The sequence below is a fragment of the Kribbella sp. CA-247076 genome, from assembly GCF_050942445.1.
Taxonomy (GTDB): Bacteria; Actinomycetota; Actinomycetes; order Propionibacteriales; family Kribbellaceae; genus Kribbella.
This window is the reverse complement of the sequence record NZ_CP192051.1, coordinates 3,385,133-3,410,368: the sequence shown is the minus strand read 5'-3', so window position 1 is coordinate 3,410,368 and position 25,236 is coordinate 3,385,133. Positions and strand designations below refer to the sequence as shown.

23 protein-coding genes are annotated in these 25,236 nt (G+C 70.8%); 14 read left to right on the top strand and 9 right to left on the bottom strand.

Translation table 11 applies throughout. From position 1 onward, the window contains the following. The first annotated feature begins 57 nt into the window (after positions 1 to 57). From ACQPYZ_RS16100 to ACQPYZ_RS16085, 4 genes are all read left to right on the top strand, one after another. Positions 58 to 591, top strand: a complete 534-nt coding sequence (locus tag ACQPYZ_RS16100) for a copper chaperone PCu(A)C (protein WP_433168941.1) — start codon at positions 58 to 60, stop codon at positions 589 to 591. An 83-nt stretch (positions 592 to 674) separates the two neighbouring features. Then, the gene (locus ACQPYZ_RS16095; RefSeq protein ID WP_433168939.1) at positions 675 to 1,766 is read left to right on the top strand and encodes a Dyp-type peroxidase; all 1,092 of its coding nucleotides are present in this window, start codon (positions 675 to 677) and stop codon (positions 1,764 to 1,766) included. Positions 1,767 to 1,821: 55 nt separating this feature from the next. Then, entirely contained in the window at positions 1,822 to 2,343 is a 522-nt protein-coding gene (locus ACQPYZ_RS16090) for a SigE family RNA polymerase sigma factor (protein ID WP_433168937.1), read from the top strand. Then, positions 2,340 to 3,191, top strand: a complete 852-nt coding sequence (locus ACQPYZ_RS16085) for a hypothetical protein (protein ID WP_433168935.1) — start codon at positions 2,340 to 2,342, stop codon at positions 3,189 to 3,191. Before ACQPYZ_RS16090 ends, ACQPYZ_RS16085 begins: the two co-directional genes overlap by 4 nt. A 6-nt stretch (positions 3,192 to 3,197) precedes the next feature. Here ACQPYZ_RS16085 and ACQPYZ_RS16080 read toward each other — a convergent pair whose 3' ends face one another. From ACQPYZ_RS16080 to ACQPYZ_RS16060, 5 genes are all read right to left on the bottom strand, one after another. Further along, the gene (locus ACQPYZ_RS16080; RefSeq protein ID WP_433168934.1) at positions 3,198 to 4,052 is read right to left on the bottom strand and encodes a hypothetical protein; all 855 of its coding nucleotides are present in this window, start codon (positions 4,050 to 4,052) and stop codon (positions 3,198 to 3,200) included. A 38-nt stretch (positions 4,053 to 4,090) separates the two neighbouring features. Continuing rightward, on the bottom strand, positions 4,091 to 5,776 hold the full coding sequence (locus ACQPYZ_RS16075) for a Mur ligase family protein (RefSeq protein ID WP_433168932.1): 1,686 nt from the start codon (positions 5,774 to 5,776) through the stop codon (positions 4,091 to 4,093). Between the two features lie 3 nt (positions 5,777 to 5,779). After that, positions 5,780 to 6,550, bottom strand: a complete 771-nt coding sequence (fabI, locus tag ACQPYZ_RS16070) for an enoyl-ACP reductase FabI (RefSeq protein WP_433169699.1) — start codon at positions 6,548 to 6,550, stop codon at positions 5,780 to 5,782. 30 nt (positions 6,551 to 6,580) lie between these two features. Next, positions 6,581 to 7,285: a 3-oxoacyl-[acyl-carrier-protein] reductase gene (gene fabG / locus ACQPYZ_RS16065; RefSeq protein ID WP_433168930.1), complete on the bottom strand. Its 705-nt coding sequence runs from the start codon at positions 7,283 to 7,285 to the stop codon at positions 6,581 to 6,583. Positions 7,286 to 7,369: 84 nt separating this feature from the next. Beyond that, complete coding sequence (locus tag ACQPYZ_RS16060; protein ID WP_132322359.1) at positions 7,370 to 7,582, bottom strand: dodecin; 213 nt, start codon at positions 7,580 to 7,582, stop codon at positions 7,370 to 7,372. Positions 7,583 to 7,655: 73 nt separating this feature from the next. Between ACQPYZ_RS16060 and ACQPYZ_RS16055 the strand changes: the two genes are divergently transcribed. Beyond that, positions 7,656 to 8,003 carry a DUF3099 domain-containing protein gene (locus ACQPYZ_RS16055; RefSeq protein WP_433168928.1) on the top strand — a complete coding sequence of 116 codons (348 nt, stop codon included), beginning with the start codon at positions 7,656 to 7,658 and terminating at the stop codon, positions 8,001 to 8,003. 437 nt (positions 8,004 to 8,440) lie between these two features. On the opposite strand, the gene moaA is transcribed toward ACQPYZ_RS16055, so the two are convergent. Next, positions 8,441 to 9,460, bottom strand: coding sequence for a GTP 3',8-cyclase MoaA (moaA, locus tag ACQPYZ_RS16050; RefSeq protein ID WP_433168926.1), 1,020 nt, complete (start codon positions 9,458 to 9,460; stop codon positions 8,441 to 8,443). A gap of 69 nt (positions 9,461 to 9,529) precedes the next feature. Between moaA and ACQPYZ_RS16045 the strand changes: the two genes are divergently transcribed. The 3 genes from ACQPYZ_RS16045 (at position 9,530) to ACQPYZ_RS16035 (ending at position 12,927) form a co-directional block, all read left to right on the top strand. Beyond that, a complete protein-coding gene (locus tag ACQPYZ_RS16045) occupies positions 9,530 to 10,309 on the top strand; it encodes an SURF1 family cytochrome oxidase biogenesis protein (protein ID WP_433168924.1) in 780 nt (259 codons plus the stop codon). Next, entirely contained in the window at positions 10,236 to 12,080 is a 1,845-nt protein-coding gene (locus ACQPYZ_RS16040; protein WP_433168922.1) for a glycoside hydrolase family 15 protein, read from the top strand. Before ACQPYZ_RS16045 ends, ACQPYZ_RS16040 begins: the two co-directional genes overlap by 74 nt. An 82-nt stretch (positions 12,081 to 12,162) precedes the next feature. Further along, positions 12,163 to 12,927: an SDR family oxidoreductase gene (locus ACQPYZ_RS16035; RefSeq protein ID WP_433168920.1), complete on the top strand. Its 765-nt coding sequence runs from the start codon at positions 12,163 to 12,165 to the stop codon at positions 12,925 to 12,927. 37 nt (positions 12,928 to 12,964) lie between these two features. On the opposite strand, the gene ACQPYZ_RS16030 is transcribed toward ACQPYZ_RS16035, so the two are convergent. Further along, the gene (locus tag ACQPYZ_RS16030) at positions 12,965 to 14,053 is read right to left on the bottom strand and encodes a DNA polymerase domain-containing protein (protein WP_433168918.1); all 1,089 of its coding nucleotides are present in this window, start codon (positions 14,051 to 14,053) and stop codon (positions 12,965 to 12,967) included. Positions 14,054 to 14,214: 161 nt separating this feature from the next. Here ACQPYZ_RS16030 and ACQPYZ_RS16025 point away from each other — a divergent pair, with 161 nt between their 5' ends. The 6 genes from ACQPYZ_RS16025 (at position 14,215) to ACQPYZ_RS16000 (ending at position 24,086) form a co-directional block, all read left to right on the top strand. Then, the gene (locus ACQPYZ_RS16025) at positions 14,215 to 15,810 is read left to right on the top strand and encodes a M4 family metallopeptidase (protein WP_433168916.1); all 1,596 of its coding nucleotides are present in this window, start codon (positions 14,215 to 14,217) and stop codon (positions 15,808 to 15,810) included. Between the two features lie 162 nt (positions 15,811 to 15,972). Continuing rightward, entirely contained in the window at positions 15,973 to 17,637 is a 1,665-nt protein-coding gene (locus ACQPYZ_RS16020) for an FAD-dependent oxidoreductase (RefSeq protein ID WP_433168914.1), read from the top strand. Continuing rightward, entirely contained in the window at positions 17,630 to 19,009 is a 1,380-nt protein-coding gene (locus tag ACQPYZ_RS16015; protein WP_433168912.1) for an adenylate/guanylate cyclase domain-containing protein, read from the top strand. The genes ACQPYZ_RS16020 and ACQPYZ_RS16015 overlap by 8 nt, the downstream gene beginning before the upstream one ends. 82 nt (positions 19,010 to 19,091) lie before the next feature. Next, positions 19,092 to 21,482: a lamin tail domain-containing protein gene (locus tag ACQPYZ_RS16010; protein WP_433168910.1), complete on the top strand. Its 2,391-nt coding sequence runs from the start codon at positions 19,092 to 19,094 to the stop codon at positions 21,480 to 21,482. A gap of 65 nt (positions 21,483 to 21,547) precedes the next feature. Continuing rightward, positions 21,548 to 21,967: a peptide-methionine (R)-S-oxide reductase MsrB gene (msrB, locus tag ACQPYZ_RS16005; RefSeq protein ID WP_433168908.1), complete on the top strand. Its 420-nt coding sequence runs from the start codon at positions 21,548 to 21,550 to the stop codon at positions 21,965 to 21,967. Positions 21,968 to 22,058: 91 nt separating this feature from the next. After that, positions 22,059 to 24,086 (top strand): AAA family ATPase, encoded by a 2,028-nt coding sequence (locus ACQPYZ_RS16000; RefSeq protein ID WP_433168906.1) that lies wholly within the window; start codon positions 22,059 to 22,061, stop codon positions 24,084 to 24,086. Between the two features lie 3 nt (positions 24,087 to 24,089). Here the strand turns inward: ACQPYZ_RS16000 and ACQPYZ_RS15995 are convergent, their stop codons facing one another. Both ACQPYZ_RS15995 and ACQPYZ_RS15990 read right to left on the bottom strand, forming a co-directional pair. Further along, on the bottom strand, positions 24,090 to 24,857 hold the full coding sequence (locus tag ACQPYZ_RS15995; RefSeq protein WP_433168904.1) for a phosphotransferase: 768 nt from the start codon (positions 24,855 to 24,857) through the stop codon (positions 24,090 to 24,092). Then, positions 24,857 to 25,234, bottom strand: a complete 378-nt coding sequence (locus tag ACQPYZ_RS15990; protein WP_433168902.1) for a VOC family protein — start codon at positions 25,232 to 25,234, stop codon at positions 24,857 to 24,859. Before ACQPYZ_RS15990 ends, ACQPYZ_RS15995 begins: the two co-directional genes overlap by 1 nt. Positions 25,235 to 25,236: the final 2 nt, after the last annotated feature.

Here is a 25,236-nt window from a genome sequence, read left to right as displayed (position 1 = left end):
TTGTGATGGCCTGGCGGTCCGCGGAACTCCGCCGAGGTCAGGGTCGTTGGCCTGTCCGTGAAGCTGACGTTACTGACGGCCGCGCTCGCGGTCGCTGTCCCGGTGTTGCTGTCCTCCTGCGGGTCCCCGGAGTCCGCCGCCCCCGCTACCACTCAGGCGGCCGCCAGTACGCCGTCGGTGCTGATCGAGGACGCGTGGGTGCGGGCGACGGTCGGCGCGAAGGACACCACGATGACGGCGGCGTTCATGTCGCTGACCAACCCGGGCGACACGGACATCCGGTTGACCTCGGCAACCTCTCCGGTGGCCGGGATGGTGCAGCTGCACGAGATGGCAATGAAGGACGGCAAGATGGTCATGCAGGAGAAGGCTGGCGGAATCAACGTCCCGGCCACCTCCCACACACACCTGTCCCCCGGCGGCGACCACGTCATGCTGATGAACCTCCAGCAGCCGCTGAAACCGGGCGACGAGCTCCCCCTCACCCTGAAGTTCTCCGACGGCACCACCCACGACCTGACCGTCCCGGTGAAAGCCTTCACCGAGGAAGAAGAGCACTACCACCCGAGTGAAACCCCAGCCGCCAAGTGACCGGTAGGCCGTCGCGGCGGCAGGTGTTTGGGTTCGCCGGTGTAGCTGCTGCCGGGGTGGCTGCGGGCGGTGGCGTGGTTGCCATGGGCACCGACTCGGCACCGGAAGCTCCCGTCCGGCGAAGTATCAGTCCGTACGGCGAGCATCAGCCGGGGATCGCGGGGCCGACGCCGAAGCACGCCGAGCTGGTGGCGTTGAAGCTGCGGTCGGGGGTGGACAAGGCCGGGCTCGGGCGGTTGATGCGGTTGTGGAGTGGTGACGTCGTGGCGCTGGCCGAGGGGCGGCCGGCGCCGGGTGACACGGCTCCGGAGCTGGCGGTCGCGAACGTCGCCTTGACGACGACGATCGGGTTCGGGCCGCGGGTGTTCCAGCTGACCGGGCACAAGCCGCCCGGCCTCGACGACCTGCCGGTGATGAAGCACGACCGCCTCGATCCGGCCTGGTCCGGCGGCGACCTCCTCGTCATGGTCGGCGCGGACGACGCGGTGAGCGTGGTGCACGCCGTACGGCGCCTGGTCGCGGACGCGAAGCCGTTCGCCTCCCCGCTCTGGCGGCAGACTGGCTTCTGGAACAGCACCGGCGCCGACGGCCGGCCCGTGACCGGACGCAACCTGTTCGGCCAGGTCGACGGCACCGGCAACCCGGCCGTGGGTACGCCGGAGTTGGACCGCACGGTGTGGTCGTCCGACGGCCCCGACTGGTTCCACGGCGGTACGACGCTCGTCGTACGACGGATCCGGATGAACCTGGACACCTGGGACGAGCTCACCCGCTCGGAACAGGAACGCGCGGTCGGCCGGAAGCTCTCCACCGGCGCACCGCTGACCGGCACCGCCGAGCACGACGAGCTCGACCTGCAGGCCCGGGACGCCGACGGCCGGCTCGTGATCGCGGAGAACTCGCACGCCCGGCTCTCGCACCACTCGGAGAACGACGGCCGCCGGATCTTCCGCAAGGGCCTCAACTACGTGCAGGACAACGGCCCGACCCGCGAGTCCGGGCTGATCTTCCTCAGCCACCAGGCCGACGTCGCCGGCCAGTTCCTTCCCCTGCTCGCCCGCCTCGACGCGGCCGACGCCCTGAACGAGTGGACCACCACCATCGGCTCCGCCGTCTTCGCCCTCCCGCCAGGCTTCCAGCCCGGCTCCTGGCTCGCCCACAAACTCCTCGGCTGACCTGTCACCCTGCGACGCTCGTCAGGGCGTTCTGAGGGGTGAGGAAGGGATGCCGATGAGACAAGCCGACGACTTCGACGACTTCGTGCGGGCGCGGTGGACCGCGACCGCGCGACTCGCGTACGCGCTCACGCTGGACCACCAGAAGGCGGAAGACCTCGCCCAGGAAGCCTTCACCAAGCTCTGGTTCCACTGGCGCAAGCTGAGCGGCGGAAGCCCGGAGGCGTACCTGCGCAAGATCGTCACCACCACGTTCCTGTCCGGCCGGCGCCGCCGCTGGATCGGCGAACGCCCCACCGATACACCGCCCGACACCGCCGTCGACCCGGCCACCGGTCAGGTCGACGAGCGCCTCGCCCTGCGCGCCGCGATGGCGCGGCTGAGCCCACGCCAGCGCGCCGCCGTCTATCTGCGGTACGCCGAGGACCTGTCCGAGCACACCGTGGCCGACCTGCTCGGCTGCTCGGTCGGCGCCGTGAAGCAGCACACCCGCCGCGGCCTGGACACGCTCCGCACCGACACCACCTTCATCACGCCCGAAGAACTGGCCGAGCTGGCCGGGAAGGGGATCGCATGACCGACGACCTGAGCACCCGTCTCGCCGTCCTGACCGAGGACCGCCCCGAGCCCGTCGACCCGGCGGCATCGATCCGCCTCCGCATCGACCGTCGCCGTCGTCGCCGCCGCGGTGCCGCCATCGTGGTCACGGCCGCTGCAGTGACCGCGGCCGCGCTGTCCGTCGGACCGCTCCTGGGTTCGCACCGCTCGACCGGCACCGAGTCGGAGGTGGCCGGCTTCGCGCCACCCGTGCCATCGGTGACGCCCACGGTCACCACGACCGCCACCACGCCCCGTCAAACCAAAACGCCGATGGGTGACCACACCACGGTCATGCCGGCGCCCTGGTCGGACGAGGTGTTCACCAAGCTGCCGGACGCCAACGCCTACCGGCCCAAGGCGTACTACCTCGCCAAGGGCAGCATCCCGACGCAGCAGTACGGCGTACTCACGTACTCCCGCCAGGGCTGCGTTGTGACCGACGAAGGCCCGGCCAACAGCTTCGGCCGCGTCCACGTCTGCTTCGACGACTGGGCTCCCGGCCAGCGCAGCGCCTTTCACGTCGCCGCCGCCCACACCCGTGAGAAGAGCGGCGAGGTGCTCCCCTACACGCTGGTCGTCGGTGCGGTCTCCGCCGACGCCCGCAAGGTCCACCTCAAGTCGGCCGGCACGACCTACATTGCCGACGCGACCGCCACCCCGGCCACCGACCAACTCCGTTTCTTCACGGTCCTCATCCCGAAGAAGAACGCCACGGTCGCCTCGGTGACTCCGCTCGACGCAGCCGGCAAGCTCACGGCGCCTCCGGCGAATCCCCCGCAGCGCCACGGCTGTGGCGACCAGTGCACTCTCGCCACGCCTCGGTAGTGTGGCCTAGGACACCGGGTCTCGCCGGGGCAGGAGGCGTCGGCGGGGCTCTTCGCGGTCGATCCAGTCGAGGTCTTCGGAGAGTACGGCGTCGTTGGGGCGGTCGGCGTACGGGTCGGGCGGGGGTGGCGGGGGCGGGAGGGCGCGGAGCTTCAGGGCGACCATCGGGATCGCGAGCAGCACGGCCAGCACCAGCCACGGCCAGTACTCGCGCAGCATCGGCTCGAAGGTCCCGAAGAACGCGTCGGTCGCCTCGTCCGCGGTGAGGTCCGGCGACCGGCCGGCGGGCGCTCGGCTGACGACCCGGATCCCGGCGACGACTCCGAAGGCGGCCAGGTAGCAGGCGGTCAGCGGCAGCCAGAAGTACGCCGACCGCCAGCCGCGACGCCAGCAGGCGACGTACAGCAGGATCGCGAGTCCGGCGGCGACCAGAAGACCGTTCAGCTGCCACAGCCACTGCCAGTCGGCCAGGTGGTTCGCCGGACGGAGCGCGAGCCAGGCGACCGGGATCGTGAGCGCGAACGCGGCGACCACCGAGCTCCTGGTGCCCAGGGCACCGAACAGCCCGCCGAGGGCGCTTGCCAGCAGCAACGTGATCAGCGAGGCCCGGTCGGTGAACGAGTTGCCGGTCAGCCACCACATGCCGGAGGCAACGACCAGGACCAGCGGCAGCGTGTACCGGATCCGGCCGACGAACAGCCCCGCGGCCAGCCCACCGGCGAAGCCGCCGAGCACGAGCAGGTCCAGCCGGGCCGGCACGAACAGCGTCGTACCCTCCGGCAGGCCCTTCAGGTAGGTGGCCGCGAAACCCGCCACGAACCAGGCGACGACCGCGGACGGCACCGACCAGAGGTAGCGCATGTTCACCCCGTTCCCGCCCCCGACAGGGCCGACGGGGGCTAGTGCTGGGCTCTCTCGACCTTGGCCTTCAAGATCTCCGGTGTGTCGACGGTAGCTCCCTCGGCCCGCAACCAGGCGTCAAGACTCGCCCGATCCTGCAGAGACATCACCGCGACCACGTCCCCCGGCCCCGCCTCGGCGACCAGCGCCTGCGCCGCCTCCAACTCGGTGGGGAACGACGGTACGTCGTCCACGCCGACGGACGCGGCGCCTTCCCGGAAGAACGCGTCGAGCTCGGCCGGCGGCCGCCCGCGCAGGTAGTCGCTCTTGTGACCGATGGCCACCCGGTCGGCGGCGCGGGCCCCGATCGCGCCGAGCGCGGACACCATGTCGTCGGCCCGGTCCCCGGGCGAACCGAGGGCCAGCAGCAACCGTCCGCCCGGCGGCCGGACGCCGTTCATGATCTCGAGCAGCGCCTCCAGCCCGGCCTCGTTGTGGGCCAGGTCGATGACCACGGTGAAGTCGCGCACCGAGTACATGTTCATCCGGCCGGGGTTGTTCTCGTTCGGCGCGAACGAGCTGAGGCCCTCGATCACCGCGGCCCGCGGCAACCCCAGCCCGAGCGCCGCCGACGCCGCGGCCAGCGCGTTCTCCACGTTGTACTGCGACAGTCCGGACAGCGTCATCGGTACGTCGACGACCTTCAGCAACGGCTCCGGGTCGGCGGCCTGGTCGAGGACGGTGACGAACCCGTCCAGCACCGTGGTCGCCCGGCCGCCCTCCTCCAGCACGGTCCGGATCGACGGCGAGTCGGGATCGCGGGAGAACACCCAGCACTTGGCCGGCGACCCGAGCCGCATCGCGAACGTCCGCGGGTCGTCGCCGTTCACCACGCACCAGCCGCGCGGGCGGGTGATCTGGGTGATGACCGCCTTCACCTCGGCCAGCTGGTCGACGGTGTCGATGCCGCCCAGGCCGAGGTGGTCGGCGGAGACGTTGGTGACCACCGAGACGTCGTTGAAGGCCACACCGACACCGCGCCGGAGGATGCCGCCGCGGGCGGTCTCGGTGACCGCGAGCTGGATGCCCGGCTGGGACAGCACCTGGCCGGCGCCGCTCGGCCCGGAGAAGTCGCCGTACTTGACCAGTTCGCCGTCGAAGTACACGCCGTCGGTGCTCGACCAGCCGACGTGCAGCCCGGCCGCACGGCCGATGTGCGCGATCATCCGCGAGGTCGTGGTCTTGCCGTTCGTCCCGGTCACCGCGACCACCGGCACCTTCGGCCGCAGCGTCGGCGGCGGGTTGCCAGGCGGTTCGTCCCGGACCCGGTCGCCGACGGCGGCGATCAGGTCGGTGAGGTCGTCGGCGCCGAACGCGTCCAGCACCTCCACGATCGCCGCCCCGAGCGCCCGCGCGCGGCCCTCGTGCGCCCACGGGAAGGCGACGACGAGCCGCCGTACGTCGGACTCCGGGCGCACCCGGACGCCGATCCGCCCGATCCCGGCCTCGCGGGCGATCCGGCGGACGACGTGACCGGCGACCCGGATCGCGAACCGCTGCCGGAACCCGGAGCCGATCCGGCCGGGCCGGGTGGCGCCGAGACCGATCGCCTGGGCGTACGCCTTCGCGGCCGGGGCCGGGGCGTCGACGAGTGCGGACACGTCCAGCGTGAGCTTGACGGCGGCACGGCTGAAGTAGAGGTTGGCGCCGTCCAGGACCCGGAGCTCAACCAGCGAAGTGGCCAACCCCTACGCTCCCATCGCGTGGTAGCCGCCGTCGACGTGCACGATCTCGCCGGTGGTCGCGGGGAAGAAGTCGCTGAGCAGGCCGACGATCGTGCGGCCGGTGGGCTCGAGGTCGGACGGGTCCCAGCCGAGCGGGGCCCGGTCCAGCCAGGGCTCCTCGAACTTCTCGAAACCCGGGATCGCCTTGGCCGCGAGCGTCTTCAGCGGACCGGCCGAGACCAGGTTGCAGCGGATCCCCTGGGCGCCCAGGTCACGGGCCAGGTACCGGTTCGTCGACTCGAGCGCGGCCTTGGCCACCCCCATCCAGTCGTACCCGGGCCAGGCGACAGTGGCGTCGAAGGTCAGCCCGACCACGCTGCCGCCCCTGCTCATCAGCGGCGCGCAGGTGACCGCGAGCGCCTTGAGGGAGTACGCCGACACCTGCACTGCCTGGGACACGTCCTCCCACGGACCATCCAGGAACTTGCCACCGAGGATCGTCTCCGGGTTGCCGTAGGCGATCGAGTGCACGACGCCGTCCAGGCCGTCGACGTGCTCGCGGACGGCGTCCGGCAGCGCCGCGAGGTGGTCAGGATTCGTGACGTCCAGCTCCAAAACAGGAGGCTCGGCCGGCAGGCGTTTCGCGATCCGCTTGGTGATGCTGAGCGCGCGGCCGAAGTTCGAGATCAGCACGGTGGCGCCCTGTTCCTGCGCCACCTTGGCCGTGGCGAAGCCGATCGAGGAGTCCAGCGTGACTCCGGCGACCAGGATCCGCTTGCCGTCGAGGATGCCCACCGGCATGCCCTTTCTAGAGGTGATGACGAGTTAGTTGCCCATGCCGATGCCGCCGTCGACCGGGATCACCGCACCGGTGATGTACCCGGCCTCCGCGGAGGCGAGCCAGCGGACCGCGCTCGCGATCTCCTCGGTCCGCCCGAACCGGCCGAGCGGGATCTGGCCGAGGTACTGCTTCTGGGTCTCCTCGGGCAGCACCGCGGTCATGTCGGTCTCGATGAACCCGGGCGCGACGACGTTCGCGGTGATGCCGCGGCTGCCGAGCTCGCGGGCGATCGACCGGGACATCCCGATCAGGCCGGACTTGCTGGCCGCGTAGTTCACCTGGCCGGGCGAGCCGAGCAGGCCGACGACCGAGGAGATGAACACGATCCGGCCCTTGCGCAGCCGCAGCATGCCCTTGGCCGCCCGGCGGGCGACCCGGAACGAGCCGGTGAGGTTGGTCTCCAGGACGGCGTCCCAGTCGTCGTCGGACATCCGCAGCAGCAGCGTGTCGCGGGTGATGCCGGCGTTCGCCACGAGCACCTCGACCGGGCCGTGGGCGTCCTGGATGGTCTCGAACGCCGCGTCGACCTGCTCCTGGTCGGTGATGTCGCACTTGACCCCGAGGAAGCCCGCCGGCGGCTCGCTGGTGTTGTACGTGACGGCGACCTGGTCACCGGCCTCCCGGAACGCGGTCGCGATCGCCAGCCCGATGCCCCGGCTGCCACCTGTCACCAGCACAGACCTGCTCACAAGCCCTCCTCACGTCGTCGGTCGGACGAACGCTATCGCCCGCCGTCCGGTCGCCCGGACGGCGGGTGGCCCGACGGTCCGGGGTCAGGAGTCTTCGAGGCGGAAGCCGACCTTCATGCCCACCTGGTAGTGGTCGATCCGGTTGTCGACGATGTGGCCGCGGATCTCGGTGACCTCGAACCAGTCGAGGTGCCGCAGGGTCTCGCCGGCCCGGGTGATGCCGTTGGTGATGGCCTCCTTCACGCCCTCCTTGGACGTGCCGACGATCTCGGTGACCCGGTAGGTGCGGTCGGTCATGAGACGTACCTCTCCATCCTGGCTGCGCCTGGGCGACGGACGCGGCGTACCGTTGTATTGGTGAGGAGGATAGATGTCGAGACGCCGTGAGCGGACCGCTGAGACCGTCGTTTCGGTGACGAGTGCGCAGCCGGGGCGGTCGGAGGATCTGGACAGCCGGATCGTGCGGTACGCCTGGATGATGTCGATCCGGATCGTGTGCTTCGTGCTCGCCGTCGTCACGCCCTCGCCGTGGCGGTGGATGTTCGTGGTCGCGGCGGTCTTCCTGCCGTACTTCGCGGTCGTGCTGGCGAACGCGCACCGGACCACGAAGGTCTCCGGCGCGGACCCCTTCGTCGCCCCCGAACGGCCCGCGCTCGAGGCCCACCACGTGGTCATCACACCGCCCAATCCCGACCGCGAGAACGACACCGAAAAGTGATCTTCGCCGGGACTGGAAACTTTGGCAGCATCCGTGTCAGAATCTCCCGCGTGCTCTGAAGTTCACGAGTGGAATTCAGGGTCTTGATGCGGCGTCGGACGGCTCCCCCCGTGGCTGTCCGACGTCGCTTCATTTCCCCACCCTTTTGATTATTGAGTAATCAGGAATAGGCCCCGGATGGTTGACGAAGCACCCGCGTCCCTCTGCTCTGCCAGGGGATGCGGCGCCCCGGCCCGGTGGGCGCTGCAGTGGAACAACCCCAAGATCCACACCCCCGAGCGGCGCAAGACCTGGTTGGCGTGCGACCAGCACAAGGACAGCTTGTCCGACTTCCTCGACCGCCGGTCATTCCTGCGTGAGGTCGAGCCTTTCTCCGGGTAAAGGCAGCAGCGCACCGAAAAAGTACATTTCCGGTTTGGGCCGGTTTGGTACGGCGCTCAACCGCCGATCGCGGACATCGGACGGGTCGGCTGCAGGAAGCTCGGATCGTTGATCCCGTGTCCCGGAAGTTTGCCGCGCATCGCCCGCCGCCAGCGATCCGCCAGCTCCTCGTCGCCGGCGCCCGACCGCAGCGCCGTCCGCAGATCAGACTCGGTCCGCGCGAACAGGCAGTCGCGCACCTGACCGTCGGCCGTCAGCCGGACCCGGTCGCAGTCGCCGCAGAACGGGCGCGTGACGGAGGCGATGATGCCGACGGTCTGCGGCCCGCCGCGAACCGTGAAGGACTCGGCCGGCGCACTCCCCCGGGCGGCGGCGTCGGTCGGCTCCAGGCCGAACGGATCGGCGAGCTGCTCGAGGATCTCGTCGGCGGTGACCATGGTCGCGCGGTCCCAGCCGTGCTGCGCGTCCAGCGGCATCTGCTCGATGAAGCGCAGTTCGTAGTCATTCGCCAAGCAGAATTCGAGCAACTCGGGCGCCTGGTCGTCGTTCAGGCCACGCATCAGCACGGCGTTCACCTTCACCGGCGTCAGCCCGGCGGCCCGGGCGGCTTCGAGTCCGGCGAGGACGTCCTTGAGCCGGTCCCGGCGGGTCAGCTGCTGGAACGTGTCCGGCCGGATGGTGTCGAGGCTCACATTCACCCGGTCCAGACCGGCGTCCTTGAGCGCCTGCGCCTGCCGGGCCAGGCCGATCCCGTTGGTCGTCAGCGACACCTGGGGCCGTGGCTGCAGCTCCGCCGTACGCCCGACGATGCCGACCAGGCCTCGGCGGAGCAGCGGCTCACCGCCGGTGAAACGGATCTCGTGTACGCCGAGTAGCCGAACGGCCACGGAAACGAGCCGGACCACCTCGTCATCGGTGAGCAGCTCCGGTTTGGCCAGCCAGTCCAGGCCTTCCTCGGGCATGCAGTACGTGCAGCGCAGGTTGCAGCGGTCGGTCAGGGACACGCGCAGATCGGTGGCGACCCGGCCGAACCGGTCCGCCAGCCCCAGCTGAGTCACCTCATCCGTAGCCGTCACGCCTCCAGCCTACGTGCCGGGCACCGACGGTTTCAGCCGATGGCTTAAGTTCGAGATGTGCGTCGTCTGATGAATGTCCGCTGGATCGCCGCCGCGCTGGCGATCGTGATCCTCGCGGGGGTGTGCGTCCAGCTCGGTCGCTGGCAGTTCCACCGGCTCGACGAACGCAAGGACCGCAACGACGTCACCCGGGCCAACCTGGCCGCCCCGCCGGCGCCGATCGACCAGATCGTGGGTCAGGACGGTGTCGTCGGCGACCGGCACGCCTGGCGGACCGCGGTCGTCACCGGCCGGTACGACGCCTCGAAGCAGATCGTCCTGCGGTACCGGAACGTGAAGGACCGGCCGGGGTTCGAGATCGTCACCCCGCTGGTGCTCCCGGACGGGAAGGCGGTCCTGGTCGACCGCGGGTTCCTGGCCCGCCAGGGTGCCGAGCTCGCCCCGGGCACCATCCCCGCCGTACCGTCCGGTGAGGTCACCATCACCGGTCGCCTGCGGCGCAGCGAACGCGGCGGCAGCACCAACGGCGGTACGCCGGACAACGGGACGGCCCGGCTGATCAACGGCCCCGACTACGCCAAGGCGCTCGGCTTGGACCTGTACGACGGCTACCTGACGATCGACCAGCAACAGCCCGCCAACGACCCGGCGTTCGGCACGTTGCCCGGCCCCGAGATCGACGACGGTCCACACTTCTTCTACGGCCTGCAATGGTTCTTCTTCGCCCTGCTCGCCCTCGGCGGACTGATCTACTTCTCCCGACAGGACACACGTGGTGACTCCTCCTCCCCCGACGACGACGCGGCCGGACCGGAACGACCCGAGGTCCGGGCCGGCGCGGCGGATTGAGGATTACGCGCTGATCGGCGACACCCAGACCGCGGCGCTGGTGTCGACGACGGGCTCGATCGACTGGCTGTGCCTGCCGCGGTTCGACTCACCGGCCTGCTTCGCCGCCCTGCTCGGGACCGACGACAACGGCCACTGGCGGGTCGCGCCACGCGAGACCGGTGCCCGGAACACCCGCCGGTATCGCGGCGACACGCTCGTCCTGGAAACCGAGTGGTCCACGTCGACCGGCACGGTCCGGGTGATCGACTTCATGCCGCCACGGGACCAAGCGCCCGACGTCGTACGGATCGTGCGAGGCGTCAGCGGTCGGGTCGCGATGCGGTCCGAGCTGCGGCTGCGGTTCGACTACGGGCACGTGGTGCCTTGGGTCCGCCGGTACGACGGTCAGGTGGTCGCGATCGCCGGTCCGGACGCGGTCTCGCTGCGGTCCGACGTGAACCAGTACGGCCGCGACCTCGCGACGTACGCGGACTTCGGGATCTCGGCGGGCGAGCAGGCCTGGTTCGTGCTCAACTGGCACCCGTCGCACGAGCCGGCGCCCGCGCCGACCGACGCGATCGGCGCGCTCGAGCCGACCGAGACGTACTGGACCGAGTGGATCGCCCGCAGCACCGACCCGGACGGGTTCGAGCAGGAGGTCACCCGGTCGCTGCTCACGCTCAAGGCGCTCACCTACTCGCCGACGGGCGGCCTGGTCGCCGCGCCGACCACGTCGCTACCCGAGGCCCTCGGCGGACCACGCAACTGGGACTACCGGTTCTGCTGGCTGCGGGACGCGACGATGACGCTGACCGCGCTGCTGCGATCGGGGTTCACCGAGGAGGCGCAGGCCTGGCGCGACTGGCTGCTCCGGGCGATCGCCGGCTCGCCGGCCGACGTCCAGATCATGTACGGCGTGACCGGAGAACGCCGGCTGACCGAGTTCGAGGCCGACTGGCTGCCCGGGTTCGCCGGCTCGCGACCGGTGCGGATCGGGAACGCGGCCGCCGAACAGTTGCAGATCGACGTGTTCGGCGAGGTGATGGACGTGCTGGCCCTCGCCCGGGAGACGCACATCGGGCCGAGCGACGACGCGTGGGCGATGCAGTGCGGACTCATGCGCCACCTGAGCGGGATCTGGGACCAGCCGGACGAGGGCATCTGGGAGGTCCGCGGCGGCCGGCAGCACTTCACCCACTCCAAGGTGATGGCGTGGGTCGCGTTCGACCGGGCCGCGCGGGCGGTCGAACGGTTCGGCCTGGACGGGCCGGCCAAGCAGTGGCGCGCGACCGCGGACGAGATCCACCGCGAGGTCTGTGAGCGGGCCTTCGACACCGATAGCGGCACGTTCACCCAGGCCTACGGCAGCAAGGCGCTGGACGCGTCGGTGCTGCTCATCCCGCAGGTCGGCTTCCTCCCGCCGGACGATCCGCGGGTGATCAGCACCGTCGAGACCGTGCAGCGCGAGCTCGCGGACGACGGCTTCGTCCACCGGTACGTCACCGGCCACACCGACGACGGGTTGCCCGGCGGCGAGGGCGCGTTCCTGATCTGCTCGTTCTGGCTGGCCGACTCGCTGGCGCTGATCGGCCGGGTCGGCGAGGCCCGGAAGCTGTACGACCGGCTCGTTGCCTTGCGCAACGACGTGGGCCTGCTCGCGGAGGAGTACGACCCGGTGGGCGGGCGGATGCTGGGCAACTTCCCGCAGGCGTTCTCGCATCTGGGCCTGGTGAACACCGCCTGGCACCTGGACAGCCACGAGTCGCCGCTGCGCCGGTCGGCGTACTGAGCGGTCTGCGCGGACCGGCGGCGAGAGCTTGCCCTGGGCACCGACTGGCGCCGGCGTGCGTGATCGGTGGCGGTGAGGCAGGATGGAGCCCGTGGACCTCGGACTGCGCGATCGCACCTACATCGTCACCGGCGCCAGCGCCGGCCTCGGCTTCGCCACCGCGAAGGCCCTCGCCGCGGAAGGCGCCCGGCTCGTCATCTCCAGCCGCAACGAGGAGTCGATCGGCCGGGCCGCGGCCGAGCTGGGTGAGAACGTGGTCGGCATCCCGGTCGACAACGCCGATCCGGAGAGCGCGGAGCGGCTGGCCGCGACCGCGGTCGCGAAGTGGGGCGCGCTGCACGGCGCCCTGATCAGCGTCGGCGGGCCCCGGCCCGGGACGGCGCTGGACACCGAGGAGGACGACTGGCGGAACGCGTTCGACAGCGTGTTCCTCGGCGGCCTGCGGATCGCCCGCTCGGTCGCCCGGGCCGGCTCCGACGGTACGTCGATCGCGTTCGTGCTCTCGTCGTCGGTGAAGTCCCCGATCCCGGGCCTGGCGATCTCGAACGGTTTGCGTCCCGGCCTGGCGATGGTCGCGAAGACGCTGGCCGACGAGCTCGGCCCGAACGGGACCCGGGTCAACGGCCTGATGCCGGGCCGGATCGCCACCGACCGGCTGAAGGAGCTCGACGCCAAGGGCGGCGACCCGGAGGCCGCCCGGCGCGCGTCCGAGAAGACCATCCCGCTGCGCCGCTACGGCATGCCCGACGAGTTCGGCCGGGTGGCCGCGTTCGTCCTCTCCCCCGCCGCGTCCTACCTCACCGGCGCCATCATCCCCGTCGACGGCGGCGCCCTCCGCAGCTTCTGAGCCCGATCGGGGACTCGACCGGGTCGGCGCCGCGGGCCTACGGCGCGATCCGGTTGCCCTGCTCGTCCCAGTGGTCGGCGACCTTCTTGCTCGGCTGCACCCGCGGCGGCTCGCCCGGCATCTTCGGGTAGTCCGGCGGGAAGTTCAGCTCACCGCCCGGCAGCTCCTCCCACAGCCGCAGCAGCGGGTCGAGCGAGTACGCCGTCTCGTCCATGTCCGCCCACGGGTCACCGTCGGCGAGGTACTCCGGCACGGTGTGCAGGTTGAACGCCCGCGGATCGTCGACCTCGGCGAGCCGCTCCCACGTCATCGGCGTACTGACCGGGGCACCGGGCCGCGGCCGGAGCGACCACGCACCGGCGACCGTGCGGTCGCGCAGGTTCTGGTTGTAGTCGAGGAAGACCGCGGCGTCGCCGCGCTCCTCCTTCCACCAGGCGGTCGTGACCCTGTCGTCTCGGCGCTCGAGCTCCCGCCCGAGGCCGATCGCCGCGTGCCGGGCGTCGTCGAACGACCACTCGGGCCGGATCCGGACGTAGATGTGGATCCCCCGGTTGCCGCTGGTCTTCGGATAGCCACGGAGCCCGAGCTCTTCGAGCAACTCACGGGCGACGCCGGCGACCCGCCGGGCGTCGGCGAATGTCGCGCCCGGCTGCGGGTCGAGGTCGATCCGGAGCTCGTCCGGATGGTCGAGATCGCCCTTGCGAACCGCCCAGGGATGGAAGGTCAGGGTGCCCATCTGGGCCGCCCACACCGCGGCCCCGATCTCGGTCAGGCAGAGCTCGTCGATTGGGCGGTCGTTCGGCGTCAGCACCCTGCAGGTCTCGAGCCAGTCCGGGGCGCCCTTCGGCAGGCGCTTCGAGTAGAAGCCGTCGCCGGTCTGCCGGCCGGTCGCGTCGACCGACAGCGTCATCCCCTCGCGCCAGCCGCCGGGCCAGCGCTCCAGCGCGACCGGGCGGTCGCCGGACGCGTGCATGAACGCGGCACCGACGCCGGCGAAGTACTCGCAGACCTGGAGCTTGGTGACCTCCGGGGCCCAGTCGGTCGCTTCGTAGACGATCCGCTCCGGGCTGGAGACGCGGACCTCCCGGTCCCCGACGGGGAGCATCACCGCTGTGGTCTTCGCCATGGCGTGACGGTATCGCCCGGGACCGACCAAATCCGGTCGTCGTGCGGCGGAAAGGCAACTTTTCTCCACCTCTGGCCACGGTAGGTGACCGAGCGGTAACGTGCGAGCACCTCGTTCCCGGGGCGTGAGGCCCCCGGGACGCCGAAACAAGGAGCGCGAGGATGAACAGATCCGCCCTGTTCGCCGCTGCCACCGCAGTGGCGACCACGACCGCCCTCGGTCTGACCAGCGCCACCACCGCCACCGGCGCGCCGACGGCCGACCCCGTCCCCGCGCCTACGGCCGCAGTCGCCCGGGCCAAGGCTGCCATCGACGGCAATCCCGCCGCCGTCAAGGCCACCGGCGCCGACGCCTTCGTCGTCCGCGACGTCATCGTCGACGCGGACGGCTCCACCCACGTCCGGATGGACCGGACGATCGGCGGGCTCAAGGTGCTCGGCGGCGACGTCGTCGTACACCAGGCCAAGGACGGCGGCTGGAAGGGCGCCAGCCTGACGCTGAGCCGCCCGGCCGACGTCAGCCGCACCCCGAAGCTGAGCGCCGCCACCGCCACGGCGAAGGCGCTCTCCCGCGGTCAGAAGGCCGAGGGGAAACCCGCGCTGGTGATCGAGGCCCGCAAGGGTGCGCCGCGACTGGCGTATCAGGTCGCCTCGGCCGGGACGCAGGCGGACGGTACGCCGAGCCACGTCACCACCACGATCGACGCGCTGACCGGCGCGAAGCTGGTCGCCGAGCAGCACATCCACACCGCCACCGGCGACGGCCAGAGCCTGTACAGCGGGACGGTGCCGATCGACAGTACGCCGGCCACCGGCGGCTTCACGCTGACCGACCCGGCTCGTGGCAACGGCTTCACCGCGGACGCGAACAACAAGACCGACTCGATCCTGTGCCAGTTGTTCGGCCTGGGCTGCCCGGTGCCGACCCGGTTCACCGACGCCGACAACCACTGGGGCAACGGGGTGAACACCAACCGGCAGACCGCCGCCGTCGACGCGCACTACGGCGCCGCGAAGACCTGGGACTACTACAAGACCCAGCACGGCCGGAACGGCATCTTCAACGACGGCAAGGGCGTCCCGAGCCGGGTGCACTACGGCAACAACTACGTGAACGCCTTCTGGGACGGCAAGCAGATGACGTACGGCGACGGCGACGGCGTCGTGGCCGGTCCGCTGGTGTCGATCGACGTGGCCGGTCACGAGATGTCCCACGGCGTCACCACCGCCACCGCGAACCTGACCTACTCCGGTGAGTCCGGCGGCCTGAACGAGGCCACCAGCGACATCTTCGGCACCTTCGTCGAGTTCTACGCCGGCAACGCCGCCGATCCCGGTGACTACTACATCGGCGAGGAGATCATGAAGGACCGGCCGGCGCTGCGGTACATGGACAAGCCCAGCAAGGACGGCAACTCGGTCGACTGCTACTACTCCGGTGTCGGCAACCTCGACGTGCACTACTCGTCCGGCGTGGCGAACCACTTCGCCTACCTGGCCGCGGAGGGCACCGGCGCCAAGGAGTTCGGCGGCCTGCCGCACAACTCCACCAGCTGCAACGGCTCGGCCGTGACCGGGATCGGCCGGGACAAGGTCGGCAAGATCTGGTACCGCGCCCTGACCACGTACATGACGACGGGGACGACGTACGCGCAGGCCCGGACCGCGACGCTGAACGCGGCCACCGACCTGTACGGCGCGAGCAGCAACGAGCGCGCGGTCGTCGCCGCGGCGTGGTCGGCGGTCAGCGTCAACTGAGTGATCGGTTTTCGCCGGTCCTGTCCCACTGGGGCGGACAGGACCGGCGAACAAACGTTTTGTCCATTGCTCATCGCTGCGCGCGGACCTACCGTCACAAGCATGGGAGGGGAACCCGGGGGCAGGTCCAGCCTGCGTGAGGCACGGCCACTGATACTGGTCGTGGATACCGATCCGGTCCAGCTGGAGCGGAGTGAGACAGAGCTCGAGCGGGCGTTCGGCGTCGACTTCCGCGTCCGCGGCGAGCTGACCGCGGCCGCGGCGTCGGAGGTCCTGCGGCTCGCGCACGAGCTGGAACAGCGGGTCGCCGTCGTCCTCGTCGACCACGTGCTCGCCGACGACGACCGGACCGCGATCTTCGACCAGGCCAGGACGCTGCACCCGGACGCGCGCCGGGCCCTGCTGGTCGAGTGGGGATCGTGGGCGGACCGTTCGACCGCGTCCGCGATCCTGACCGCGATGTCCGTCGGCGACATCAACTACTACGTGCTGAAGCCGTGGATCGAGCGCGACGAGCTGTTCCACCGGACGGTGGCCGAGTTCATCCAGGAGTGGTCCCGCACCGAGGTCGCGAACCTGCGCGAGGTGGTCGTGATCGCGTCCGACCACTCGGTCCGCGGGCAGGCGATCCGCAGCCTGCTGGCCCGCAACGGGATCCCGAGCGCCTTCCGCGCCAGCGGTACGCCGCTGGCCGAGGCCGCGCTCGGGTTCATCGGCGAGCCGGATCCCGGCGACGGCGTCCTGGTGTGGATGCCGGCCGTCGGCGGCGCCGTACTGCATGATCCGACCGACGCGGAGATCGCCGAGGCGTGGGGGGTGCCGACGACGCTGGCCGACGGCGCGGACGCGTTCGACGTCCTGGTGATCGGCGCCGGGCCGGGCGGGTTGGCCGCTGCGGTCTACGCGTCCTCGGAGGGGCTGCGGACGCTGGTGGTCGAGCGGGAGTCCATCGGTGGGCAGGCCGGCACGAGCTCGCTGATCCGGAACTACCTGGGGTTCTCGCGCGGCATCCGCGGGTCGGAGCTGGCGCAGCGCGGGTACCAGCAGGCGTGGGTGTTCGGCGCTCACTTCGTGCTGATGCGGTCGATCGTTTCGCTGGAGAAGGAGGACGACCACTTCCGCGCTGTCATCGGCGATGTCGGTGAGGTGACCGCGCGGGCCGTCGTCCTGGCGACCGGGGTGTCGTACCGACGGCTCGACGTACCGGCGCTGGAGTCGTTGATGGGCAACGGCGTGTACTACGGCGCGAGTGTTTCGGAAGCCCATGGTCTGCAGGGCATGGATGCCTGCGTGGTCGGTGGCGGCAACTCGGCCGGGCAGGCGGTCCTGCACCTGGCCCGGTACTGCCGCCTGGTGACGCTCGTGATCCGTGGACCCGATCTGACCGCGAGCATGTCGCAGTACTTGATCGACGCCATCGACGCGGCGCCGAACGTGACCGTGCGGGCCGACAGCGAGATCGTCGGCGGAGGTGGTGACGGGCGGCTCGAGCAGGTGACCGTGCGGGACCGGCAGACCGGCGCCGAGGAGTCGATGCCGTCCGCCGGGCTGTTCGTGATGATCGGCGCGGTCCCGGGCACAAAGTGGTTGCCGGAGAAGGTCGGCCGGGACGGCCGCGGGTTCGTCCTGAGCGGGACCGACGCGGCCGCCGATCCGCAGTGGAACGAGTCCCGGCCGCCGCAGCCGTACGAGACGACGTTGCCCGGTCTGTTCGCGATCGGCGACGTCCGCTGCGGGTCGGTCAAGCGGGTCGCCTCGGCGGTCGGCGAGGGTTCGGTGGTGGTGTCCCAGATCCACACGCACCTGAAGGCGACCGCGGATGTCTGAACGGCGGTTCGTCTACACGCCGGCGATGATCGCGCTGACCGCACTGGTGCTGCTCATCCCGCTGGCGGGCCTGCTCCTGCTGTTGCAGCGGCCGCAACTGGACGTTCATTGGCAGCACCACCCGTCGCACTTCTGGCTGGTCCTGGTGACCGCGGTGCTGAGCGCCGTACTCGCGTACGTGACTGGTGCGGCCGCGCTGCGGCGGGGTGATCCGCGGGTGCTGTTCGTGTCGCTGGCGTTCCTCTCGGCGGCCGGTTTCCTGGGGCTGCACGCGCTGGCGACGCCGAAGGTCCTGCTCGAGACCCCGAACGCCGGCTTCACGCTTGCGACGCCGTTCGGGGTCGCGCTGGCCTCGGTGTTCGCGGTCCTGTCGAGTCTGAACTTCTCGGGCGGACGGGCGGTCTCCGCGGTCAGGTGGGGACGGTGGCTGCGGGCGGCCCTGCTGGTGCTGATGGCGCTGTGGGCACTCGCGTCGGTGCTGCGACTGCCTCCGCTGCACGACACCGTCGTACCGGAGGTTGCCGACGGCATCCTCACCGGGCTCGCGATTCCCGCGATCGTGCTGTACGCCGTCGCGGCCGGGCGGTACCTGCGGACGTGGTGGGAGCGGCCGTCGCTGATGCTGCTGTCGATGATCGCCGCGTTCGTCCTGCTCGCCGAGGCGATGGTGGCGCTGGTGTTCGCGCGGAACTGGGCGCTGTCGTGGTGGGAGTGGCACGTGCTGATGCTGGCCGCGTTCGTACTGGTCGTGGCCGGTGTCCGGATCCAGTGGTACGAGGAGCGGTTCGCCGACCTGTACCTCGAGGACACCGTGTCCGGCCGGCGTGAGCTGAGCGTGCTGTTCGCCGACCTGCAGGGGTTCACCACGTTCTCCGAGCACCACGACCCGGCCGAGGTCACCGCGATGCTGAATACGTACTTCCAGGTCGTCGTCCCACCCGTCGTACGGCGGCACGGCGGCGACGTCGACCGGATCATCGGCGACGCGCTGATGGTCACCTTCAACAAGCGCGGCGACCAGCCGGACCACGCCGCACGGGCGGCCGCGGCCGGGCTCGCCCTGCAGGACGCGGCAGCCGCCGTCCAGGCGGCGCACCCGCAGTGGCCGCGGTTCCGGGTCGGCATCAACAGCGGGGTCGCCTCCGTCAGCCTGCTCGGTACCGAAGGCGGCCGGACGCACACCGTCATCGGCGACACCGTCAACGTCGCCTCCCGGATCGAGGGGAAGGCACCCGGCGGCGGCGTGGCCATCGGGCCGGCGACCAAGGCGCTCCTGCCCGCGGCGGTGACCGAGTCACTGGGGCTGGTGGAGCTCAAGGGCAAGGCCGAGCCGCTCGAGGTCTACCGACTGGTGTCGCTGGCCGGCGAATGATCCCCCGTGCCTTTCGCGGGCGTACCTGGTGTTCATGTGTTGGACCTTGGCCGGGACCGGTCCGGGTGTGAGAATCCGGGCCATGTCTGCCCAGATCCGATCACGGCGCCGCCTGGGCGCCCTCGTGGTCACCTCAAGTCTCGTCGTCTCCGGAGCGGTGGTGGCCGTCGTCGCCGCACCGGCCGACGCCGCCTCGTCGACCGTCGTCATCACCGAGGTGTACGGCGGTGGCGGCAACAGCGGCGCGCAGTACACGCACGACTTCATCGAGCTGACCAACAACAGCACGAGCCCGATCGACCTGAGCGGATGGTCGGTCCAGTACGCGTCGGCCGCCGGCACGACGTGGCAGGTCACCAACCTCAGCGGCAGCATCGCCCCGGGAGCCGCCTACCTCGTCCAGGAGGCGCAGGGCGCCGGCGGTACGACGCCGTTGCCGGCTCCGGACGCGACCGGCACCATCCCGATGTCCTCGTCGTCCGGCAAGGTCGCCCTGGTGAACGGCCAGACGGCGCTGACCTGCGGGGCGACCTGCTCGACCGCGGCCGGTGTGGTCGACTTCGTTGGCTACGGTACGGCGAACGACTTCGAGACCGCGGCGGCGCCGGGCCTGTCGAACACCACGTCGGCCACCCGCAAGGTCCCGACCGCGGACGCGGACAACAACAGCACCGAGTTCGCCGCGGCCGCGCCGTCGCCGAAGACGCTGACCTCGACGCCGCCGGACCCGGACCCCGTCGACGCGAAGATCCACGACATCCAGGGCTCCGCGCACCTGTCGCCGCTGGCCGGCAAGGTCGTCGGCAACGTCACCGGCGTGGTCACCGCGAAGAGCGGCAACGGCTTCTGGTTCCAGGACCCGCAGCCGGACACCGACCCGGCGACCAGCGAGGGCCTGTTCGTCTTCACCGGCTCGGCGCCGACGGTGAACGCCGGTGACGCCGTGACCGTGAAGGGCACGGTCACCGAGTTCCGTCCCGGCGGCTCGGGCGGCACCGACAACCTGACCACCACCGAGCTCACCAACCCGACGATCACGGTCACGGGCACGGCCGCCGTACCGGCTCCGACGATCGTCGGCCCGGGCGGCCGGGTGCCGCCGTCGACCGTGATCGACGACGACTCCACCGGTGACGTCGAGACCACCGGCACCTTCCAGCCGGCAACCGACGGTCTCGACTTCTGGGAGTCGCTGGAGGGCATGTGGCTGGGCATCGACCGGCCGCAGGTCACCGGCCCGACCAGTTCCTTCCGCGAGCTGTCCGTCGTACCGGCGGGCTCGAGTGTGCGGACCGTCCGCGGCGGCATCGTGCTGCAGAAGACCGACTCGAACCCGGAGCGCGTACTGCTCGACGACGTCCTGGCGCCGATCCCGGACGCGAAGACCGGCGACAAGCTGGCCGGTGTCGTGGCCGGTGTGCTCGACTACTCGTTCGGCAACTTCAAGTTCCTGCCCACGCAGACCCCGACCGTCGTCGACGGTGGTGTGCAGCGTGAGTCGACCCGGCGGTCGTCGCCGCTGCAGGTGTCGGTGGCGACCTTCAACGTGGAGAACCTGGACCCGTCCGACGGCGCGGCCAAGTTCGACGGGCTGGCCCAGACGGTCGTCCGCAACCTCGCCTCGCCCGACATCATCGGCCTGGAGGAGGTGCAGGACAACGACGGCGCGACCAACTCCGGTACGACGGCCGCCGACGTGACCCTGAACCTGCTGACGGCCGCGATCGTCAAGGCCGGCGGGCCGAAGTACGCGTGGCGCCAGATCGACCCGGTGAACAACGCCGAGGGCGGCGAGCCGGGCGGCAACATCCGGGTCGCGTTCCTGTACCGGACCGACAAGCCGGTCAAGTTCGTCGACCGGGCCGGCGGCGGCTCCACCGTCCCGACCACGATCGTCACCGACCGGTTCGGCCGGCCGCACCTGAGTTCCTCGCCCGGCCGCGTCGACCCGGCCAACCCGGCGTGGGAGGCCGCCCGCGTGCCGCTCGCCGGCGAGTTCACCTGGCACGGCCAGAGTCTGTTCGTAGTGGTCAACCACTTCAGCTCCAAGGGTGGTGACGACCCGCTGTGGGGCCGGACCCAGCCGCCGGTCCAGGTGACCGCACCCAAGCGGCACCAGCAGGCGCAGTCGGTGCGCGGTTTCGTCGACCAGCTCCTGGCGAAGGACAAGGGCGCGAACGTGATCGTGCTCGGCGACATCAACGACTTCGACTTCTCCCGGACGACCGACATCCTGGTCGGCTCCGGCAAGACCGCGCTGGTCGACCTGCCGCGGACACTGCCGGTGAAGGAGCGCTACAGCTACGTGTTCGAGGGCAACAGCCAGATCCTCGACCAGATCCTGATCTCGCAGAACCTGCGGCCGGCGTCGTCGTACGACATCGTCCACATGAACTCCGAGTTCCCCGACCAGATCAGCGACCACGACCCGCAGGTCGCCCGGGTGATCCCGCTGCCGTCCTGGGTGCGCTGATCACGGGAGCCTTACGGGCGGCGTCCGGGCGGGGTTTTCCTTGCCCGGACGCCGATACTTGAGGCGTGACAGATGACATCAAGCAGTACGCCGTACAGAAGTCGGAGGCGGAGTGGAAGGCGCAGCTCTCCCCCGCCGAGTTCCACGTACTGCGCCAGGCCGGCACCGAGCGGCCGTTCACCGGTGAGTACACCGACACCAAGACGGTCGGGGTGTACAAGTGCCGGGCGTGTGACGCGGAGTTGTTCCGCAGCGAGTCCAAGTTCGACTCGCACTGTGGCTGGCCGTCGTTCTTCGCCCCGCTGGCCGAGGACCGGGTGCAGTACATCGAGGACTCCACGCTCGGCATGAAGCGCGTCGAGGTCCGCTGCGCCAACTGTGGCTCCCACCTCGGCCACGTGTTCGAGGGCGAGGGCTACCCGACCCCGACCGACCTGCGCTACTGCATCAACAGCGTCAGCCTGACCCTCCAGCCCGCCTCCTGAGTCCGGCCGCCGCGGTCGGCTGCTGACGCACTAGAGTGAGCCAGCGCGTAGCCGGCCCGGTGCGCTGTGCCTCAGGGCGGAAAGGATTCATGTGGCTGACCAGACCCGTCGACGGCGTGTGCTCGACGTTCTCGGGGCTGGAGAGCCCTGGGAGGTGCCCGAGGAGTGGCTGGCCGGGATCCGCGGCCGGACGCGGGCCTGGGGCGACGACCCGGGCACGCTGCGGCCGCTGCGGTCGGACGCCTTCCCGGACTTCGCCAAGGGGACGCCGGCGGCGGTGTGGTTCACCCACCAGGTCGCACCGCTGCTGACCGGCTGGATCCCGGTGCTGCACGGCGAGTACGCCGACATCTCCGCCGTCCTCACCCGGGACTTCTACCGGCCGTCGGTCCGGATCGGCGGGTCGGGACACGTGATCCGGGTGGCGGCGCTCGACTGGCCGTTGCAGATGCTCGCCGGCGCGCAAGGCTTCCGGGAACAGGGCCGTCGGCAAGCACTGCAGCTCTCCCGCGACGTGGTCGCCCTGTTCGTCGACGCGCCGCCGATGGCCACCCGTGCGAGGGCGCTGGTGGGCGCGTTCGACCGGGTGCTGGCCGACCGTGAGACCACCCGGATGCACACGAGTGCCGGGTACGACGAGATCGTGCAGTACTGGCGGACGACGGCACTGACCGACACCGAGCGGGCAGCCCTCCCGGAATTGGCCGGCCCGACGTCGGCTCTGCGCTACTCGCTCAACTCACTCCGGGACGCCCAGGCCAGACTGGTGATGGCGCTGCCGGACGACGACACCGACGACTTCGCCCAACTGCTGTCCCGCGTGCTGCTGACCACCGGGCTCGGCGGCATCCCACCGGCCGTCGCCCAGGTCCTCGGCAGCGCCACCCAGGACGTCGAGAAGGCGCTGGCCGAGATCCGGGGTGGGTACGACGCGCAGCTCTGGCTGACCGGCAACGCCGAGCGGCTGGCGCGCGCGGTCCGACACGGCCAGGCACCGCTCGCGCGGTCGTGGGCCGCCGCGGCGACCCGGGTCTCCGTCCACCTGGCCGGCGTACTCGCGGACCGGCCGTGGCCGGAGCCGCAGGTCCCCGACCTGACCACGTTCTTCCGGGCCCTCGACCGGGAGCGGGAAGCCCTCGGGGCGCGGTCCGCGTCGCCCCAGTCGGACCAGAGCCTGTCGGGCGCGTGGCGGTCGATCCAGGGCGACACCGGCTCCGCCGGCGCGCAGGCCGACCCGGAGCCCGGCACCGAGGGACCGGTGGACTACAGCGAGAACCCGCTCGCCGAGCTGGACTCGCTGATCGGTCTGGAGTCGGTCAAGGACGCCGTCCGCCGGATGGTCGCCGAGATCAAGACCAACCTGCGCCGCCAGGAGCTCGGGCTGCCGAGTCACGAGCGCGCGCGGCACATGGTGTTCGTCGGCAAGCCCGGTACCGCGAAGACCACGATCGCCCGGTTGCTCAGCCGGGTCTACAAGCAGCTCGGCGTACTGGAGAAGGGCCACGTGGTCGAGGTCGACCGGTCCGACTTGGTCGGTTCCACCGTCGGCACCACCGCGCCGATGACCGCGGCCAAGTTCCGCGAGGCGCTCGGCGGGGTGCTGTTCGTGGACGAGGCGTACACGCTGGTCCCGGAGAACAGCCCGGGCGACTACGGCCTGGAAGCCGTGGCCACGCTGCTGAAGATGATGGAGGACCACCGCGACGAGTGCGTGGTGATCGTCGCCGGGTACCACCGCGAGATGCAGCGGTTCATGGAGTCCAACACCGGTCTGGCGTCGCGCTTCCCGAAGCTGCTGTCGTTCAGCGAGTACGACACCGACCAGCTGGTCGCGATCTTCGAGCTGCAGGCGCGGCAGAAGGGCATGCTCTACACCGACGCGGTGCTGGACGTCGTCCGCGACATCATCCCGCCCGCTCCGCGGGGCCACAACTTCGGCAACGGCCGCTTCATCCGGAACGTGCTCGAGGAAGCCATCTCCAACCAGGCCACCCGGTTGTCCGCCCGCGACCCCGACAGCCTGACCGAACGCGACCTGCGCGAGCTCCTCCCGATCGACGTCAAACCGCCGACGTCGATGCGCGCCGAGGACTACCTCTTCCAGAAACCCGGCACCTGAGTTTCAGCCGAGCAGCGACTCGCGCTCGGCGAGGATCCAGGCCGCCGCCTTGCGGTAGCCGGCCGGATGATCGTCCGCGGCCTGGACGGCGTACGCCCGGTTGCCCGCGCGGATCTGCTGCGCCATCTCGGCGGCCACCCCGAGCAGGCGCAGGACCGCGAGGTCGACCAGGTCGGCCGGCGTGACGTCCGCGCCGTACGCCGAGCAGAACAGCCGGAGGCGGGCGGATCGGTCGGGTGGTGTCGGCCAGCCCCACAGCGGCAGGTCGCCGGTCGGGTGGAACGGGACGAACTGGTGGGCCGCGTACGCGAGGTCCCAGGCCCGGTTCGACGGCCGGGCGGTGTCCCAGTCGATGATGCCTGTCACTTCGGTCCCGGCGAAGACCAGGTTCCACGGCGCCAGGTCACCGTGGCCGATGCAGTCGGTCACCACCGGTACGGCGTACTCCTGGTGCCGCCACCCGTCGTCGACCGGGACGAATCCCTCGGTCGCGTCGTGCATCGCCCGGATCGCCCGCGCCACGCTGACCAGCGCCTCGTCCGACCGCAGGGCCGCGGGCAGCGGCGGCGAGCCGGTCGCGCCCTCGACGTAGCTCAACCGGTCCCGCCGGCCGTCGGCCGAGGTCCCGAGGTAGCGCGGGGCCAGGTCGAAGCCGACGGTCTCGAAGTGCCGGAGGAGGGCCCGGGAGTTCGGCGGGAGCGCCTGGCGTTCGACCACATCGCCGTGGCGGACCGGCGCGGCGAACCGGCCGCCGGTGAGGTGCTCGGGCATCAGACCGGGGTGGCCAGGGCGATCGGGTTCTGGTCGGGGTCGGAGACGTAGGCCTGGCGTTCGCCCCACGGCATGGTGGCCGGCTCCTGCAGGATCGGGTAACCGGCGGCGCGGAACGTCTCCACCTCGGCCTCGACGTCGTCGACGTACACGAAGAGCTCGAAGCGCGGGGCGGTGCCGACGGTGATGCCGAGCTGGGCCTCGGGCCAGTTCGCATCGGCGATGCCGAGGGAGGAGTCGCCGCGCTCGAGGCCGACGTAGTGCGGGTCGCCCTCGAGCGGGAACTGGTACGTCGGCTCGTAGCCGAGCAGCGTGTAGAAGTCGACGGACCGGCGGACGTCGGTGACGTACAGCACCGGGAACGCTTTGCGCCGCACCG